At 61.7% G+C, this 16,204-nt stretch carries 10 protein-coding genes; 5 read left to right on the top strand and 5 right to left on the bottom strand.

Going from position 1 to position 16,204, the window contains the following annotated elements; genetic code table 11:
* Window positions 1–220 precede the first annotated feature (220 nt).
* The 4 genes from J3P86_RS01640 to glnA all read right to left on the bottom strand — a co-directional run bounded on the left by J3P86_RS01640 (window position 221) and on the right by glnA (window position 3,771).
* Window positions 221–847, bottom strand: coding sequence for a DUF4124 domain-containing protein (locus tag J3P86_RS01640; RefSeq protein WP_434699300.1), 627 nt, complete (start codon window positions 845–847; stop codon window positions 221–223).
* A complete protein-coding gene (locus tag J3P86_RS01645) occupies window positions 844–1,362 on the bottom strand; it encodes a DUF4124 domain-containing protein (RefSeq protein WP_434699301.1) in 519 nt (172 codons plus the stop codon). Before J3P86_RS01645 ends, J3P86_RS01640 begins: the two co-directional genes overlap by 4 nt.
* Before the next feature lie 325 nt (window positions 1,363–1,687).
* Window positions 1,688–2,245 carry a chorismate mutase gene (locus J3P86_RS01650; RefSeq protein WP_434602560.1) on the bottom strand — a complete coding sequence of 186 codons (558 nt, stop codon included), beginning with the start codon at window positions 2,243–2,245 and terminating at the stop codon, window positions 1,688–1,690.
* Window positions 2,246–2,364: 119 nt separating this feature from the next.
* On the bottom strand, window positions 2,365–3,771 hold the full coding sequence (glnA, locus tag J3P86_RS01655) for a type I glutamate--ammonia ligase (protein ID WP_186638815.1): 1,407 nt from the start codon (window positions 3,769–3,771) through the stop codon (window positions 2,365–2,367).
* Between the two features lie 328 nt (window positions 3,772–4,099).
* Here glnA and thiI point away from each other — a divergent pair, with 328 nt between their 5' ends.
* Together thiI and typA are read left to right on the top strand one after the other, a co-directional pair.
* Window positions 4,100–5,554, top strand: coding sequence for a tRNA uracil 4-sulfurtransferase ThiI (thiI, locus tag J3P86_RS01660; RefSeq protein WP_305497422.1), 1,455 nt, complete (start codon window positions 4,100–4,102; stop codon window positions 5,552–5,554).
* Between the two features lie 134 nt (window positions 5,555–5,688).
* Window positions 5,689–7,509 (top strand): translational GTPase TypA, encoded by a 1,821-nt coding sequence (gene typA / locus J3P86_RS01665; RefSeq protein ID WP_305497421.1) that lies wholly within the window; start codon window positions 5,689–5,691, stop codon window positions 7,507–7,509.
* A gap of 218 nt (window positions 7,510–7,727) precedes the next feature.
* Here typA and J3P86_RS01670 read toward each other — a convergent pair whose 3' ends face one another.
* The gene (locus tag J3P86_RS01670; RefSeq protein WP_024778075.1) at window positions 7,728–8,165 is read right to left on the bottom strand and encodes a YkgJ family cysteine cluster protein; all 438 of its coding nucleotides are present in this window, start codon (window positions 8,163–8,165) and stop codon (window positions 7,728–7,730) included.
* Window positions 8,166–8,420: 255 nt separating this feature from the next.
* On the opposite strand from J3P86_RS01670, the gene J3P86_RS01675 reads away from it, so the two are divergent.
* The 3 genes from J3P86_RS01675 to J3P86_RS01685 all read left to right on the top strand — a co-directional run bounded on the left by J3P86_RS01675 (window position 8,421) and on the right by J3P86_RS01685 (window position 16,152).
* A complete protein-coding gene (locus J3P86_RS01675; protein WP_305497418.1) occupies window positions 8,421–10,871 on the top strand; it encodes a glycogen/starch/alpha-glucan phosphorylase in 2,451 nt (816 codons plus the stop codon).
* Between the two features lie 290 nt (window positions 10,872–11,161).
* Window positions 11,162–14,785: a DUF2339 domain-containing protein gene (locus tag J3P86_RS01680; protein WP_434699302.1), complete on the top strand. Its 3,624-nt coding sequence runs from the start codon at window positions 11,162–11,164 to the stop codon at window positions 14,783–14,785.
* Between the two features lie 50 nt (window positions 14,786–14,835).
* Window positions 14,836–16,152 carry a DUF3999 domain-containing protein gene (locus tag J3P86_RS01685; RefSeq protein ID WP_434700594.1) on the top strand — a complete coding sequence of 439 codons (1,317 nt, stop codon included), beginning with the start codon at window positions 14,836–14,838 and terminating at the stop codon, window positions 16,150–16,152.
* Window positions 16,153–16,204 lie beyond the last annotated feature (52 nt).

Below are 16,204 nucleotides of genomic sequence, written 5' to 3' on the forward strand. Positions count from 1 at the left end.
GGCCCCCAAATCGCGCGCGCGATTCATGCGCTGATACCAGCAAAATGCAAAAACCAAACCAAGGCTCCGAAAAGAAGCGTTTTAGGCGTCAAATAGCCTTTTCTCGCCCATCTGTGTGGCGTTCTGCCAGTTTTCGCGGGTAGTTTCGAACCAAAATGGGTTGGAATCTGGGTAGAGGTGCAGAGCTGTGCACTGACATGGTGCGCCATCCTGAATGGCATTAGAAGAAGGGCAGGATGCTGCTTTTTTCCTCCTCGGGCTTGTCCGCCAGGGGGCATTCGGGGCGTTGGCCGTAGTCGGCGATAGCACAGGGTTTGACGCGGCGCTTTTGCGCCAGGGACATGCGCTGCATGTGGAAGGGCTGGTTGGCGGTGCGCTCGACGATTCGCGCTTGCTCGTCGAGGATCTCCACTGCCAGGTGATGCGTGCCGCGATCAATATTCTTCAGCGCAAACACTGGGCTGGGTCCCGGCTCGCCAGTGGGCTTGCCGTCCAGCAGCAGACGGTAGCGGTGACCTTTCTGCAAACCGGGCTCACTGGTGGCGGTGACGATCAGTTCCCCCGCGGTACTGCGTATCGTCGCATCTGGCTCGGGGATCAGCAGCCGGAGCATCTCGTATCGGAACAAGGGCTCGGCGGGTGGCTTTTCGGCGGTCGTCGTCGGCGTATTCCCGGAGGGCGTGGCCGGCATCCGGTTGCCGGGCGGTAGCGGCACTTTCTTCGCGTTGCCGGGGCGTGGCTGGTCGGTGAAGACGCGATTGCCCTGGGCGTCGATGTAGGTGTAGACCTGCGCCAGGCTCGGTAGCGCCACCAGCAGCAGGCCGAGGGCGAGCAGCCAGCGGATCATGGAAGGTGAATCCGCTGGACAGTGAAGGTAACGGTTTCGCTTTGTTGCACGAGACGTTCCCCGTTGATGACCTGGACTGCCAGGCTGTGTTCGCCGCGGTCGATGTTCACCAGTTGCAGGCGCGGCACGTTACTCGGCTGCCCGTACGGCTGGCCGTCCAGCAATAGCCTGAACAGATGCGGGCCTTGCAGGCGCGGCTGCGCCCGGACGCCAACGGTGAAGGTGCCGTTATTGGCGCGCAGGGCTTCTTCGGTGGGGATGTCGGTCAGTTCCAGGATGTCATAGGCGTTACGCGGCGCGTCGCTGCTTTGCGCGGCCGCAGGTGCTTCGCGGCTGGCCGGTGTCTGGGACTCGACGCTGTTGAGCGGCGGCAATTCCACGGCCTGGGCTGGTACGCCGTCGGGCGGCTGATTGCTGTAGGCGGTGTTGCCGTCGGCGTCGGTGTATTTGTAGATCTGCGCGGTAGCAGGCAATGCCAACAGCGATAAGAGGATGATTGAGAAAACACGACCCATGGAAAATCGACCGAAAACGAAAGGTGATGGGTGCAGCATAGGCCAGCGTGGCAGGTTGGCCCAGTTGCTGTGTTGCACGTATTTCCTGTGGGCGCGAGCTTGCTCGCGAAGGCGGCGTGTCAGGCGCTGAGGTGTTGAATGTGCTGGCCTCTTCGCGAGCAGGCTCGCTCCGACAGGGGATCTGCTGTGAACACGAATCTTGTGGCGACGCAGATCCAGTGTGGGAGCGAGCTTGCTCGCGATGGCGGTGTGTCAGGCAGTGAGGTGTTGGATAGGTTGGCCTCATCGCGAGCAAGCTCGCTCCCACAGGGGGAAGGGGGGGGGCTCAGGATTTCGGGGAGATACACAGTCCGCCGGTTGCTCGGATCAAGGCAAGCCTGTGTATTGGGTGTTGTTTGTTGTGGTGGGTGGCGCGGGCCAGCCATTGCGGGCACTGCGGGTCGGTGCGGTAGGGGGCGAAGTCGGCCAGTTGTTGCAACAGACGTTTCTGCAGTCGATCGAGTTTGGGGCGGATCTCGCCCACCAGGTCCGGGCGTGGCAGGTCCGGGGCCTTGCCGTCGAGGGCCCAGTCGGACAGGTTGATGTATTGCACCAGTTTGTTGGCTTCAATCTGGGCGGCGAAAAACGCTTCCACGGTTTCACCGGTCAGTTTGTAGGCCGGCGCCTGGGCGACGGCGGCGGCGATGACTTCACGCTCGCGCTGGCGATCCTCCACCGGTTTGCCGCTGTCCCATTTGCTCAACGCCACCTGATCGGCAATGGCCAGGCGTTCACCGATGGCGTTCAGCAGCGGAGTAAGGGCTTCGGGGGCGTTGCCCGCTTCGGCGCTGGTGGCCAGCAGTGCGGCGGACAGGGCAAGGCAGAGCTTGAGGCGCGGAGTCATGGGCAGTCTCGTCTTTATGGAGGAGCGACGAGGCATCATGCCTGTAACCGGTGCCCATGAAAAAGGCCTCCCGAAGGAGGCCTCTTTTATTTCACGCCGTACGTGACGGCGCTACCGGATCAGCAGCTGTAGTACAGCTCATATTCCAGTGGGTGTACGAAGGTGCGAACCTTGATCTCTTCTTCGCTTTTCAGCGCGATGTAAGCGTCGATGAAGTCGTCGCTGAATACGCCGCCCTTGGTCAGGAACGCACGGCCCTTGTCCAGCTCTTCCAAGGCTTCTTTCAGGCTACCGCAAACCTGTGGGATTTCCTTGGCCTCTTCAGGCGGCAGGTCATACAGGTTCTTGTCGGCGGCATCGCCGGGGTGGATCTTGTTCTGGATACCGTCCAGGCCGGCCATCATCAGTGCTGCGAAGGCCAGGTACGGGTTGGCAGCCGGATCCGGGAAGCGCGCTTCGATACGACGGGCTTTAGGGCTGTTCACATAAGGAATACGGATCGAGGCGGAACGGTTGCGAGCCGAGTAGGCCAGCATGACCGGTGCTTCGAAGCCTGGAACCAGACGCTTGTAGGAGTTGGTCGACGGGTTGGTGAAGCCGTTCAGGGCCTTACCGTGCTTGATGATGCCGCCGATGAAGTACAGGGCGGTGTCCGACAGACCGGCATAACCTTCGCCAGCGAAGGTGTTCTTGCCGTCCTTGGAGATCGACATGTGCACGTGCATGCCCGAACCGTTGTCGCCGTACAGAGGCTTCGGCATGAAGGTCGCGGTGCGGCCGTAGGCGTCGGCAACGTTGTGCACGCAGTACTTCAGGGTCTGGACTTCGTCAGCCTTCTTGACCAGCGTGTTGAACTTCACGCCGATTTCGTTCTGGCCGGCAGTTGCCACTTCGTGGTGGTGAACTTCGACGGTCTGGCCCATTTCTTCCAGCGCGTTGCACATGGAAGTACGGATTTCGTGGTCGAAATCGAACGGCGGAACCGGGAAGTAGCCGCCTTTGACGCCTGGACGGTGGCCTTTGTTGCCGCCTTCCACGTCCTGGTCGGACATCCACGAACCCTGTTCGGAGAAGATCTTGAACATGGAACCGGAGATGTCGGATTTGAACTTGACCGAGTCGAAGATGAAGAATTCAGGCTCAGGACCGAAGAAAGCGGTGTCGCCGATACCGGTGGACTTCAGGTATTCCTCGGCGCGGTGGGCGATGGCGCGTGGGTCGCGGTCATAGCCTTGCATGGTCGAAGGTTCGATGATGTCGCAAACCAGGATCAGGGTCGGCTCTTCGGTGAACGGATCGAGGACCGCGGTTTCGTCGTCCGGCATCAGGATCATGTCGGAGGCTTCGATGCCTTTCCAGCCGGAGATGGAGGAACCGTCGAACATCTTGCCGATTTCAAAGAATTCGTCGTCCAGCGCATCACGGGCCGGCATGGTCACGTGATGTTGAGTGCCCTTGGTGTCAGTGAAGCGCAGATCAATCCACTTGACGTCATGATCTTTGATGAGTTGAACCGACTTCGACATATGTCCTCCGGGTGGCTTCGGGCGGTAATGGTGTGCCCTTAGATATGGGTGATGCCGGCGCGAATACTCTGCCAAGGCAACCTGCCTCACAAGGGAGCAATTTGCATGCCAGTGCCCCAGCATGGGTTTTTTGCACCAAATCCTCGCTTTTGGAAGGGGCTGGACGCGGATTGTCGGACAATTGCGCACCGCAATGTGGCGTCTTTTATGGATTGTGACCTGTTTTGGTGCGACCAAAACCAATTGCAGATTAACTGGTTAAACCTTGAGCAATTTCCGCTATAATCCGCGCCCCCCTTTTTCGGCTGGCCGTTCGCGCGCTGTTTTCATGAAACTAATCGTAAAAGTCTTCCCCGAGATCACCATCAAGAGCCGCCCGGTACGGATGCGTTTCATCCGCCAGCTGGCCAAGAACATCCGTGCCGTGCTCCGTGACCTGGACCCGGCCGTGGTGGTGAACGGCGTGTGGGACAACCTCGAACTGGAAACCCGCGTCAGCGAACCCAAGGCTTTGAAGGAAATGACCGAGCGCCTGAGCTGCATGCCGGGCATCGCCCATTTCCTCCAGGTCGACGAATATCCGCTGGGGGACTTCGACGATATCCTCGCCAAGTGCATGCTCCATTATGGTGACGCCTTGGCCGGCAAGATCTTCTCGGTACGCTGCAAGCGCGCCGGCAAGCATCCGTTCAGCTCGATGGACGTCGAACGTTATGTCGGCAGCCAGTTGCGCCGGCAGTGCGGCGCGGCCGGTATTTCCCTGAAAGACCCTGAAGTTGAAGTGCGCATCGAGATTCGCGACCAGCGGTTGTTCGTGATCCACAGCCAGCACGACAGCATCGGCGGTTATCCGCTGGGTTCGCTGGAGCAGACGCTGGTATTGATGTCCGGTGGTTTCGACTCCACCGTCGCCGCCTACCAGATCATGCGTCGCGGCTTGATGAGCCATTTCTGCTTCTTCAACCTCGGCGGGCGCGCCCACGAACTGGGCGTCATGGAAGTGGCGCACTTCATCTGGAAGAAGTACGGCAGCTCCCAGCGCGTGTTATTTGTGAGCGTGCCGTTCGAGGAAGTCCTGGGCGAGATTCTCGGCAAAGTCGATAACAGTCATATGGGCGTCATTTTGAAGCGTATGATGTTGCGTGCCGCGACGAGCATCGCCGACCGCCTGCACATCGACGCGCTGGTCACCGGCGAGGCGATTTCCCAGGTTTCGAGCCAGACGCTGCCGAACCTGTCGGTGATCGACTGCGTGACCGAGAAACTCGTGCTGCGGCCACTGATCGCCAGCCACAAGCAGGACATCATCGACACGGCCACGGAGATCGGCACCGCCGATTTTGCCCGGCACATGCCGGAGTACTGCGGGGTCATCTCGGTCAATCCGAAGACGGCGGCCAAGCGCGGGCGCGTGGAGCACGAGGAGAAAGAATTCGACATGGCGGTACTCGAACGCGCAATCGAGAACGCCAGGCTGGTGCCGATCGATCGGGTCATCGACGAATTGGGCCAGGACATTCAGATTGAAGAAGTCGGCGAAGCGCTGGCCGGTCAGATCATCATCGACATCCGTCACCCGGACGATGCTGAAGACGACCCGCTGAGCGTCGCCGGCGTCGAGGTACAAACGATGCCGTTCTATGCAGTGAACGCGCGTTTCAAGGAACTGGACCCTACTCGCCAGTACCTGCTGTATTGCGACAAAGGCGTGATGAGTCGCCTGCATGCCCATCATTTGCTCAGTGAGGGGCATGCCAATGTGCGCGTTTATCGACCGAGCTAAGTGCCCGGGGCTGTTTGCCTGTGGCCTGCGTCACCGGCCCCCCGACGCCGCCGACACGCTGTAACTGTCGGACTCTACTGTAAATCGCTGCCACGACCTGTCAGCACACCGAATCCTCTGATCGAGATACACAAGTGATCGAAAATCTACGCAACATCGCCATCATTGCTCACGTTGACCATGGTAAGACCACCCTGGTAGACAAACTCTTGCGTCAATCCGGCACCCTGGAGCGCAACGAGCTCAACGACGAGCGCGTGATGGACTCCAACGACCAGGAAAAAGAGCGCGGTATTACCATCCTGGCGAAAAACACCGCCATCAACTGGAACGGCTACCACATCAACATCGTGGATACCCCGGGCCACGCCGACTTCGGTGGTGAAGTCGAGCGCGTGATGTCGATGGTCGACTCCGTGCTGCTGCTGGTCGACGCCCAGGACGGCCCTATGCCGCAAACCCGTTTCGTGACCAAGAAGGCCTTCGAAGCCGGCCTGCGTCCGATCGTGTGCATCAACAAGGTTGACCGTCCAGGCGCGCGTCCGGACTGGGTTCTGGACCAGATCTTCGACCTGTTCGACAACCTGGGCGCCACCGAAGAACAGCTGGACTTCAAAGTCGTCTACGCCTCGGCCCTGAACGGTATTGCCGGTCTGGACCACACCGAAATGGCTGACGACATGACCCCGCTGTACCAGTCGATCGTCGACAACGTACCCGCGCCGAAAGTCGACCGTGACGGCCCGTTCCAGATGCAGATCTCGGCACTGGACTACAACAGCTTCCTGGGTGTGATCGGTGTTGGCCGTATCGCCCGTGGTCGCGTCAAGCCGAACACTCCGGTCGTGGCTATCGGTGCCGACGGCAAGAAGCGCAACGGTCGTATCCTGAAGCTGATGGGTCACCACGGTCTGCACCGTGTAGACGTTGAAGAAGCAGCTGCCGGCGACATCGTCTGCATCAGCGGCATGGACTCGCTGTTCATCTCCGACACCCTGTGCCACCCGGACACCGTTGAAGCGATGAAGCCGTTGACCGTCGACGAGCCAACCGTTTCCATGACCTTCCAGGTAAACGACTCGCCATTCTGCGGTAAAGAAGGCAAGTTCGTGACTTCCCGTAACATCAAGGAACGTCTGGACAAAGAGCTGCTGTACAACGTTGCACTGCGCGTTGAAGAAGGCGACTCGGCTGACAAGTTCAAGGTCTCGGGCCGTGGCGAACTGCACCTCTCGGTTCTGATCGAAACCATGCGTCGCGAAGGCTTCGAAATGGCTGTAGGCCGTCCGGAAGTGATCATCCGTCTGGTTGACGGCGTGAAGCACGAACCGTTCGAAAACGTCACCATCGACCTGCCGGAAGAATCCCAGGGCAAGGTGATGGAAGAGATGGGCCTGCGTAAGGGCGACCTGACCAACATGGTGCCGGATGGCAAGGGCCGTGTACGTCTGGAATACAACATCCCTGCTCGTGGTCTGATCGGTTTCCGTAACCAGTTCCTGACCCTGACCAACGGTGCTGGCATCCTGACTTCGATCTTCGACCGTTACGACGTGATGAAGTCCGGCGACATGTCCGGCCGTCAGAACGGCGTTCTGGTTTCGGTTGAAACCGGCAAGGCGCTGACCTACTCCCTGGAAACCCTCCAGGCGCGTGGCAAGCTGTTCGTTGAACATGGCCAGGAAATCTACGGCGGCCAGATCGTTGGTCTGAACAGCCGTGACAACGACCTGGGCGTGAACCCTACCAAGGGCAAGAAGCTCGACAACATGCGTGCTTCGGGTAAAGACGAAACCATCGCCCTGGTACCACCTGTTCGCTTCACCCTGGAACAGGCTCTGGAATTCATCCAGGACGACGAGCTGTGTGAAGTGACGCCTAAGTCGATCCGCCTGCGCAAGAAGATCCTGGACGAAAGCGAGCGTACCCGCGCCGCCAAGAAAGCCAAGAACTGATTTAGCCCAGGCTGAATGAAAAACGCCCCCGGTTGCGAAACCGGGGGCGTTTTTTTGTGCCTGTAGTTTATGGGTGGCTGTCAGGGCCCTATCGCGAGCAAGCTCGCTCCCACAGTAGGTCTATGTCGGGCACAAAATCCGCGTCCGCTTAAAATCCCCTGTGGGAGCGAGCTTGCTCGCGATAGCTGTTGTTCAGGCGCTAAAGAACCGACGGTCGATCAAAATCGATCCAACGTCCGCGGATTACGCTCGCGCTCCACTTCCTTGGGCTTGTAGGCGCAATACCCCGGCCGTGGCCCGACCCGTGGATGATTGCGGCAGGTGTCCGGGCGCTTTTCGTAAATGGTGCACAGCCGGCTCTTGCGATCCAGATACAGGCAATCGTTGTTGCTCATGCGCTGGAGCGTGAAGATTTCCGATTTCTGGTTGTAGCGCTCGACGATCCCTTCCTTTTGCAGGCGCTTGGCGATGTTTTTCGGCGGGTCGCCCAGCTCGAACTCATCGACGATGCCGATACGGATCAGGTCCTTGATCTTGACCTCCACCGGCAGCGTGCAACAGCTCGACACGCAGGAACCGCACATCGGGGCGGAATACTTCGCCCAGGTATCGAGTCGGTCGATCTCCGCGGCGGCGATCAGGTTGGGCTTCATCATCACGGTTTACCAGCATGCATCAGGGCGCGCGATCATACCGGGACTGGTGAAATTTTGAACGACCATCTGCCGGTTTTTTTTACCTTGCGGCAAAACCCCGCCTGGACCGGCACGGCCCCTGCATTCACTCGCCTATCTGGCAATTCTCTGGCGGCGATTCTCCGACACCGGGGAAAAACCACCGAACCAAGAGCCCGTACCGTCTGTCAGACCGTCTAGGCTCAGACATTTCCATGCTCGTTCGAGGTCTCATCAATGACTCAAGAACCACTTGTTCGCGAAGCCGAGGTTGCGGCTTTTCGCGACGCCGTGTTGACCAAACTCACTTATGCCGTCGGCAAGGACCCCGATCATGCGTTTGATCACGATTGGTTCGAAGCCATCGCCCTCGCTGCCCGCGACCATATGGTCGAACACTGGATGGACCATACGCGGCAGATCTACCGAAAGGGCCAGAAGCGCGTCTACTACCTCTCCCTGGAGTTTCTCATCGGCCGGCTGCTGTACGACAGCCTGAGCAACCTCGGCTTGCTGGACACCGCCCGCGAGGCCTTGACCGAGCTGGGCGTGGACCTTGAGCGCATCCGTCTGCTGGAGCCCGACGCGGCCTTGGGCAACGGCGGTCTCGGCCGTCTGGCGGCGTGCTTCATGGAAAGCATGTCGACCCTCGGAATCGCCGGCCATGGTTATGGCATTCGTTACGAACACGGCCTGTTCCGCCAGGCGATTGTCGACGGCTGGCAACAGGAGCAGACCGAACACTGGCTGGACTTCGGCAACCCATGGGAATTCGAGCGGCCGGAAGTCGTCTACCCGATCGGCTTTGGCGGCAGCGTCGAGACTGTCACCGACGAAACCGGCAAGACCCGGCAGGTCTGGTCCCCGGCCGAAACCGTGCGGGCGATTGCCTATGACACGCCGGTCGTCGGCTGGCGCGGTGCCAGCGTCAATACCTTGCGCCTGTGGCGTGCCCGAGCCGTGGAAGACCTGCACCTGGAGCGCTTCAACGCTGGCGACCACCTCGGCGCCGTAGCGGAAGTGGCCCGCGCCGAGAGTATTTCCCGCGTGCTGTACCCGGCCGACAGCACCGAAGCCGGCCAGGAACTGCGCCTGCGCCAGGAATATTTCTTCGTCGCCGCCTCGCTGCAGGATTTGCTGCGCCGCCATCGCAACATGCACACCTCGGTACTGACCTTGGGCGATCACGCGGCGATCCAGCTCAACGACACCCACCCGTCGATTGCCGTGGCCGAGCTGATGCGCCAATTGGTGGACGTCTACGACGTGGCGTGGGACGCGGCCTGGCAGATCACCCAGGACACGCTCTCCTACACCAACCACACGCTGCTGCCAGAAGCATTGGAAACCTGGCCGGTGGGGCTGATGGAGCGCATGTTGCCGCGGCACATGCAGATCATCTACCTGATCAACGCCCAGCATATCGATTCGCTGCGGGCCAAGGGCGTGCACGATTTCGACGTGTTGCGCTCGGTGTCGCTGATCGAAGAAGACAACGGTCGCCGGGTGCGCATGGGTAACCTCGCGTTCCTCGGTTCCCACAGCGTCAACGGCGTGTCCGGACTGCACACGCAACTGATGCGCAGCACCGTATTCTCTGAGCTGCACAAACTTTACCCGGACCGGATCAACAACAAGACCAACGGCATCACTTTCCGCCGCTGGCTGTTCCAGGCCAACGCCGAACTGACCTCAATGATGGTCGACGCCCTCGGCCCGAGCGTGCTCGACAACCCCGAGGAGCGGCTGATCGAACTGGAGCCGTTTGCCGACAAACCGGCGTTCCGCAAGCAATTCGCCGAGCAGCGCCTGCACAGCAAGAAAGCCCTGGCCTACCTGATTCACGAGCGGCTGGGCATTGCCGTCAACCCGGCGGCGATGTTCGACGTGCAGGTCAAGCGGATCCACGAGTACAAACGCCAGTTGCTCAACCTGATGCACACCGTGGCGCTGTACCAGGCGATCCGCGCCGAGCCGGAGGTGGATTGGGTGCCGCGGGTGAAGATCTTCGCCGGCAAGGCCGCCGCCAGTTATCACCAGGCCAAGCTGATTATCAAGCTGACCAACGACATCGCCCGGGTGGTCAACAACGACCCGACCGTGCGCGGCTTGCTCAAAGTGGTGTTCCTGCCCAACTACAACGTCAGCCTGGCCGAAAGCATCATCCCGGCGGCGGACCTCTCGGAGCAGATTTCCACGGCCGGTTTCGAGGCCTCGGGTACCAGCAACATGAAGTTCGGCCTCAACGGCGCGCTGACCATCGGCACCATGGACGGCGCCAACGTGGAAATGCATGACCGCGTCGGTGGCGAGCACATGTTCATCTTCGGCCTGACCGCCGAGCAGGTGGAAGCGCGCAAGCGCAACGGCGAATTCAGTGCCGCGCCGGACATCGCCGCATCCCATCGCCTCAACGATGTGCTGCAAGCGATTCGTGGCGGGGTGTTCTCGCCTGACGATCCGATGCGCTACACCGGGTTGGTGGACTCGCTGGTGGATTACGACCGCTTCCTGGTCTGTGCCGATTTCGACGCCTACTGGAACGCCCAGGCCAAAGTCGAGGAGAGGTGGCACGATCCCAAGCAATGGTGGCGCTCGGCGGTGCTCAACACCGCGCGCATGGGCTGGTTCTCCTCGGACCGGACCATTCGTGAATACGCCACCGATATCTGGAAGGCCCTGGACTGACTGTTGCAAGAAATGTGAGCGAAGCCCAACGGCGGTAGGGCTTCGTCGATATACTAGGCGTCAGTTTCGCCGGGCAGTGTGGCCGGACCAGTACTGGAAATGCCAGGAATCCAATGTGGGAGCGAGCTTGCTCGCGATAGCGGTGTATCAGGCGACATTCATATTGCCCGACACGCCGCCATCGCGAGCAAGCTCGCTCCCACAGGGTTTCGGGGTTTTCCACTAGACTGAGCCAGACCCCACATCACCCCGGTCATGCCCGCAACGGGCCGCTTAGGGATATCGACCATATGCAATGGATTTTGACACTGTTGGGCCTGGCACTCGGCTGGGTGGTGGAAGAGTCGTTTGCCGACGCGCTGATCGGTGCGCTGGTGGGGCTTGGCATCGCCCAGTCGTTTCGACTGGGACGCCTGGGTATCCAGGCCGCCAAGCAACAGATCCTGCTCCAAGATGCCCAGCGCAGCTTGCTCACGCTGGAAGCGCGTCTGGCGGTGCTCGAACGCGGCAACGTGGCCGAACCGAGTGAACCGGCTACAGCGCCGGAAATCGTCGTTGCCCAAGCGGCGAAGCCCGAGGCGCGCACCGAGCCGGAGCTCATCTGGCAGCTGCCACCAGAACTCGAACCAATCCCCGCGATGGCCACCCAGGCCAGCCAGCCGTTGCCCGATGACGTTTGGAAACCCGCGCCCGAAACATCCAGTCGGCGCGCAACCCGCGACTTCGAACCTCTGCCCCTGGAACCGAGGACTACCGAGCCGACGGCCCCTCGCGGTCCGAATCTGATCGATCGTGCCTGGACGGGCGCGCGCAACTGGCTGTTCGGCGGCAACACCGTGCTGCGGGTCGGCGTGGTGCTGTTGTTCCTCGGCCTGGCCTTCCTGCTGCGCTACGCCACTGAAGGCATGGTAGTGCCGATCGAGTTGCGTTACGCCGGCGTCGCGGCCAGTGCCTTGGGCCTGTTGGGCCTGGGCTGGTGGTTGCGCCACCGCAACAGCAACTATGCGTTGATGTTGCAGGGGACGGGGATCGCGGTGCTGTACCTGACCGTGTTCGCCGCCATGCGCCTGCACCCGCTGCTCGATTCCAAGGCTGCCCTGGGCCTGTTGGTTGCAGTCACGGTGTTTTCCGCGATCCTGGCCGTTACCCAGAATGCCCTGGGGCTGGCGGCAGCTGCCGCACTGGGCGGCTTCGCCGCGCCGATCCTGACCTCCACCGGCAGCGGCAACCATGTCGCGCTGTTCAGCTATTTCATCCTGCTCAATACCGGCATCTTCGCGATTGCCTGGTTCCGCGCCTGGCGCCTGCTCAACCTGATCGGCTTCGTCGGCACTTTCGGCATCGGTTTCGCCTGGGGCCTGCGTTCCTATACGCCGGAGCTGCTCTGGAGCACTGAGCCGTTCCTCATCGTGTTCTTCCTGATGTACCTGGCGATAGGCTTGTTGTTCACCCGGCGCAAGCTGCTGGAAATGAGCGATGCGCCTGAAGATGACAGCCGTCAGGCGCTGCTGCGCTGGTCGGCGCGCAAGGGCGACTATGTGGACGGCAGCATGCTGTTCGGTCCGCCGCTGGTGGGCTTCGGCTTGCAGTTCGCGTTGGTGCAGCATCTGGAATTCGCCGCCGCCTTCAGCGCCCTGGCCCTGGGCATGATCTACATGGGGCTGGCCCGCGTATTGATGGGCGGGCGCGCTGTATTGCTGGCCGAAACTTGCCTCGCCCTGGGCGTGATTTTCACCAGCCTGGCGATTCCCCTTGGCCTCGACGCCCGTTGGACTGCCGCAGCGTGGGCGGTGGAAGGCGCCGGGATCTTCTGGCTCGGCCTGCGTCAGCAGCGACCTTTTGCGCGAATCTTTGCCCTGTTGCTGCAATTGGGGTCGGCGCTGGCCTTCGTCAGCGAACTGCATGGCGGCGAAGGCAGCCTGCTGGAAGGCTCATGGCTGGGCGCGTTGATGCTCGGTGGCGCCTTGCTGTTCAGCTTCTATCAATTGCGCAAGGCCGAGCCCGGGCACGCCGCCAGTTGGGAGCTTCGCGGGCAACCCGTGCTGGCGGTGCTGGGGCTGAGCTTCCTTTATCTGCTGGCGCCACTGTTCTTCTTTACCCAGGGCACCGCCATCGCCTGGGCGCTGGCCGGGCTGGTGACGCTGTTTGTCGGCCTGCGCCTGCAATCACGCAGCTTCCTGTTTACCGCTTTCGCCGTGCAACTGCTCGGCGGTGCGCTGTTCCTGCTGCGTCTGCAAGGCGCCGAAGGCGATTCGGCGGCGGTGTTCAACGCTGGTTGGAGCGGTCTGCTCAGCGCCTCGTTGATCGGCCTGGCATTGATCGGCGGTATGTTGCTGGCGGCGCGCGACGACATGGTGCGCAACGATGTGCGCTTGCTGCGCGGCTTGTCGGTGGTGTTGCTGGCCGGGTTGGTGTTGATCAATCTTGCGGTGCTGTTCGTGTTGCCCTGGCAAACGGCGAGCGGCGTGTGGGCGGCCAGCGGTCTGTTGATCATCTGGCTGAGCCTGTACCTGAAGCAGCGCGTGAGCTTTGTCTTTGGCCTGCTGCTGCAAGTGATTGGCGGTGCGGCTTTCCTGATGGCAGGGCCGGCGCTGCTGGGCTCGCTTGATGCCGAGGATCTGCGTCCCTTGGCCCACAGCGGATTCTGGACACCGCTGGTGCTGGGGCTGGCTGCGCTGGTGGGCGCATGGCGTCTGCAAAAGGCGCACGCGGCGCGGGAACTCGATGCCTTGAGTTTGCAGCGCCTGTCCGAGCTGCTGCTGATCTGGGGTGCCGGTTGGTGGGCGCTGGCGTGGGGCAGCGAAGTGCTGCGCTTTGCCCCGCAAAACCTGCAAGGCAGTTTGTTGTTGATTGTCGCGGCCGCCAGTGTGGCGGTGTGGACCGTTGCGGCGCTGCGCTTGAAGTGGGCTGCAATGGGATTGCTGTGCACCTTGTTGATTCCAGCAGCAGGCTGTGTGCTGGTGGCGATCGGGCACAGCCGTTATCACCCGGCGGCGGATTTCGGCTGGCTGGCCTGGCTGGCGGTATTTGCCGTGCATTTCCTGTCGCTCAAGCGCCTGGCCACGAAGCTGCCGGCCCAGGCGCGCAGCACCGCCCATGTGCTCGGTTGCTGGTTGTTGATGGTGGTGCTGATGCTGGAGTTGCGTTACGGCCTGCTGTTGCTGTCCGAGCAGTACAATGCCTGGCGGTGGTTGGCGTGGGCGATCCTGCCGGGCCTCTACCTGGTGCTGATGGCCACGCCGCGTACCTTGCCGTGGCCGGTGTCGGCCCAACCGCGCGAATACCGCGTCTACGCGGCGGCGCCCATGGCACTGTTGATGCTCGGTTGGTTCTGGCTGACAAACACGTTCAGTGATGGCAACTCGGAGCCGCTGCCTTATGTGCCGTTGCTCAACCCCTTGGAACTGGGTCTGCTGTTCGCCTTGTTCGGTATCTATGTGTGGGCCCGCAACGCCGTGGAGCAAACGACGAACCGCTGGAGTCGGATCGGACAGGTCGCTCAGTTGATCGCCGGCGTGTCGCTGTTCGCGTTCTTCACCGCCTTGGTGATGCGCACTGCGCACCAGTGGATGGATGTGCCGTTCGAGCTGGATGCATTGCTTGAATCGATGTTCGTGCAGGCCGGGTTGTCCATTGTCTGGACCCTGATCGCCCTGGGCCTGATGATTGGCGGACACCTGCGGCATCGTCGCGAGGTGTGGCTGATCGGCGCGGCGTTGATTGCGGTGGTCGTGGCCAAGCTGTTCTTTGTCGAATTGAGTAACCGTGGTGGTCTGGCGCGGATCGTGTCGTTTATCGGCGTGGGCGTGTTGCTGCTGGTGGTCGGCTACTTTGCGCCGCTGCCGCCCAAACGCCCGGAGCCGGCCGTGGATGCCGAGCCGCCGATGCCTGTCAGTGAGGGAGTGTCATCTTGAGTCGCAAGTTGAGTCGAATCGGGCTGGGCGTGGTGGGGTTGTGGGTGGCCATGTCGGCCGCGGCACAGGAACAACCGCAAGACTTCGCCCATCAGGTGCCGTTGGCCTTGAGCGGCGAGGGGCCGTGGTATCGCCTGGCGTTGCCGCTGGACGTGCAGTTGCAGGCGCGCCAGACCGACCTGAGCGATTTGCGGGTCTTCAACGCGGCGGGCCAGGCCCAGGCCTACGCATTGGTTCGCGAGTCGGCGCAGAGCCGGGAAAGTCGCACGCTCACCGATGTGAAATGGTTCCCGCTGTACAACGCCGCCGATGACAGCGAGCGTGCGCCCAGCGTGCGTGTGCAATCGAACGCCAACGGCACGCTGGTGGAAGTCCAGCCGTCCAGTCGGCTCGAGGCGGGCGAGGAAGAGTTGCGCGGCTGGTTGCTGGACGCCAGCGCGATCAAGGCGCCGTTACAGCAATTGATCCTCGACTGGACCAGCGAGCGCGATGGCTTCCAGCGCTTCACCATCGAAGCCAGCGACGACTTGCAGCACTGGCAGTCGTGGGGCGAAGGCCAGATCGCCCGGCTGACGTTTGCCGATGAGCGGGTCGAGCAGCATGAGGTGAGCTTGCCGGGGCAGTCGGCGCGCTACTTGCGACTGCTGTGGGATTCGCCGTCCTCGGCGCCGGTGCTGACCTCGGCCCAGCTGCAAAGCGCCAGCCGCGAAAGCCTGCCACTGCCGTTGGTCTGGTCGCAGCCGCTGGCTGGTGGCACGACCAAGGCCGGCGAATACACCTGGCAGTTACCCATGGGGTTGAACGTCGAACAGGTGCAGATCGAGTTGAGCCAGGCCAACACCCTGGCGCCGGCGACCCTGGCCGGTCGCCGCGAAAGCAGCCAACCCTGGCAGCCGATGGGCAGCGGTCTGCTCTATCGCCTGACCCAGAATGGCCAGGACGTGTTGCAAAACCAGCTGCAACTGTCCGGCCAGACCGTTCAACAACTGAAGCTGACGGTGGACGAGCGCGGCGGCGGTCTGGGCGCCGAGGCCCCGGCCCTGCGCTTTGCCGTGCGTCCGACCCAGGTGGTGTTCCTGGCGCGCGGCGAGGGCCCCTGGCGCCTGGCGCTGGGCAGTGCGACAGTCAAGGCGGCCAGCCTGCCATTGACCACGCTGGTGCCCGACTACAAACCTTCGCGGCTGGCGACGTTGGGTACGGCGACGGTGAACGGCACGGCCACGGCGACCCCGAGAGTCGAAACCACGCCTGCGCCCGTCGAGACCAATTGGAAAAAAATCGGCTTGTGGGCGGTGTTGCTGCTGAGTGTGCTGTTCCTCGCAGCAATGGCGTTCAGCCTGTTGCGCAAGCCACCGGTCAAGAACTGAGGTGTGTTCATCGCGAGCAAGCTCGCTCCCACAATAAACCGCGTTCGTCGGA

Origin of the sequence: Pseudomonas sp. D1-1, from assembly GCF_051132225.1 — a bacterium.
In the GTDB taxonomy this organism is placed as follows: domain Bacteria; phylum Pseudomonadota; class Gammaproteobacteria; order Pseudomonadales; family Pseudomonadaceae; genus Aquipseudomonas.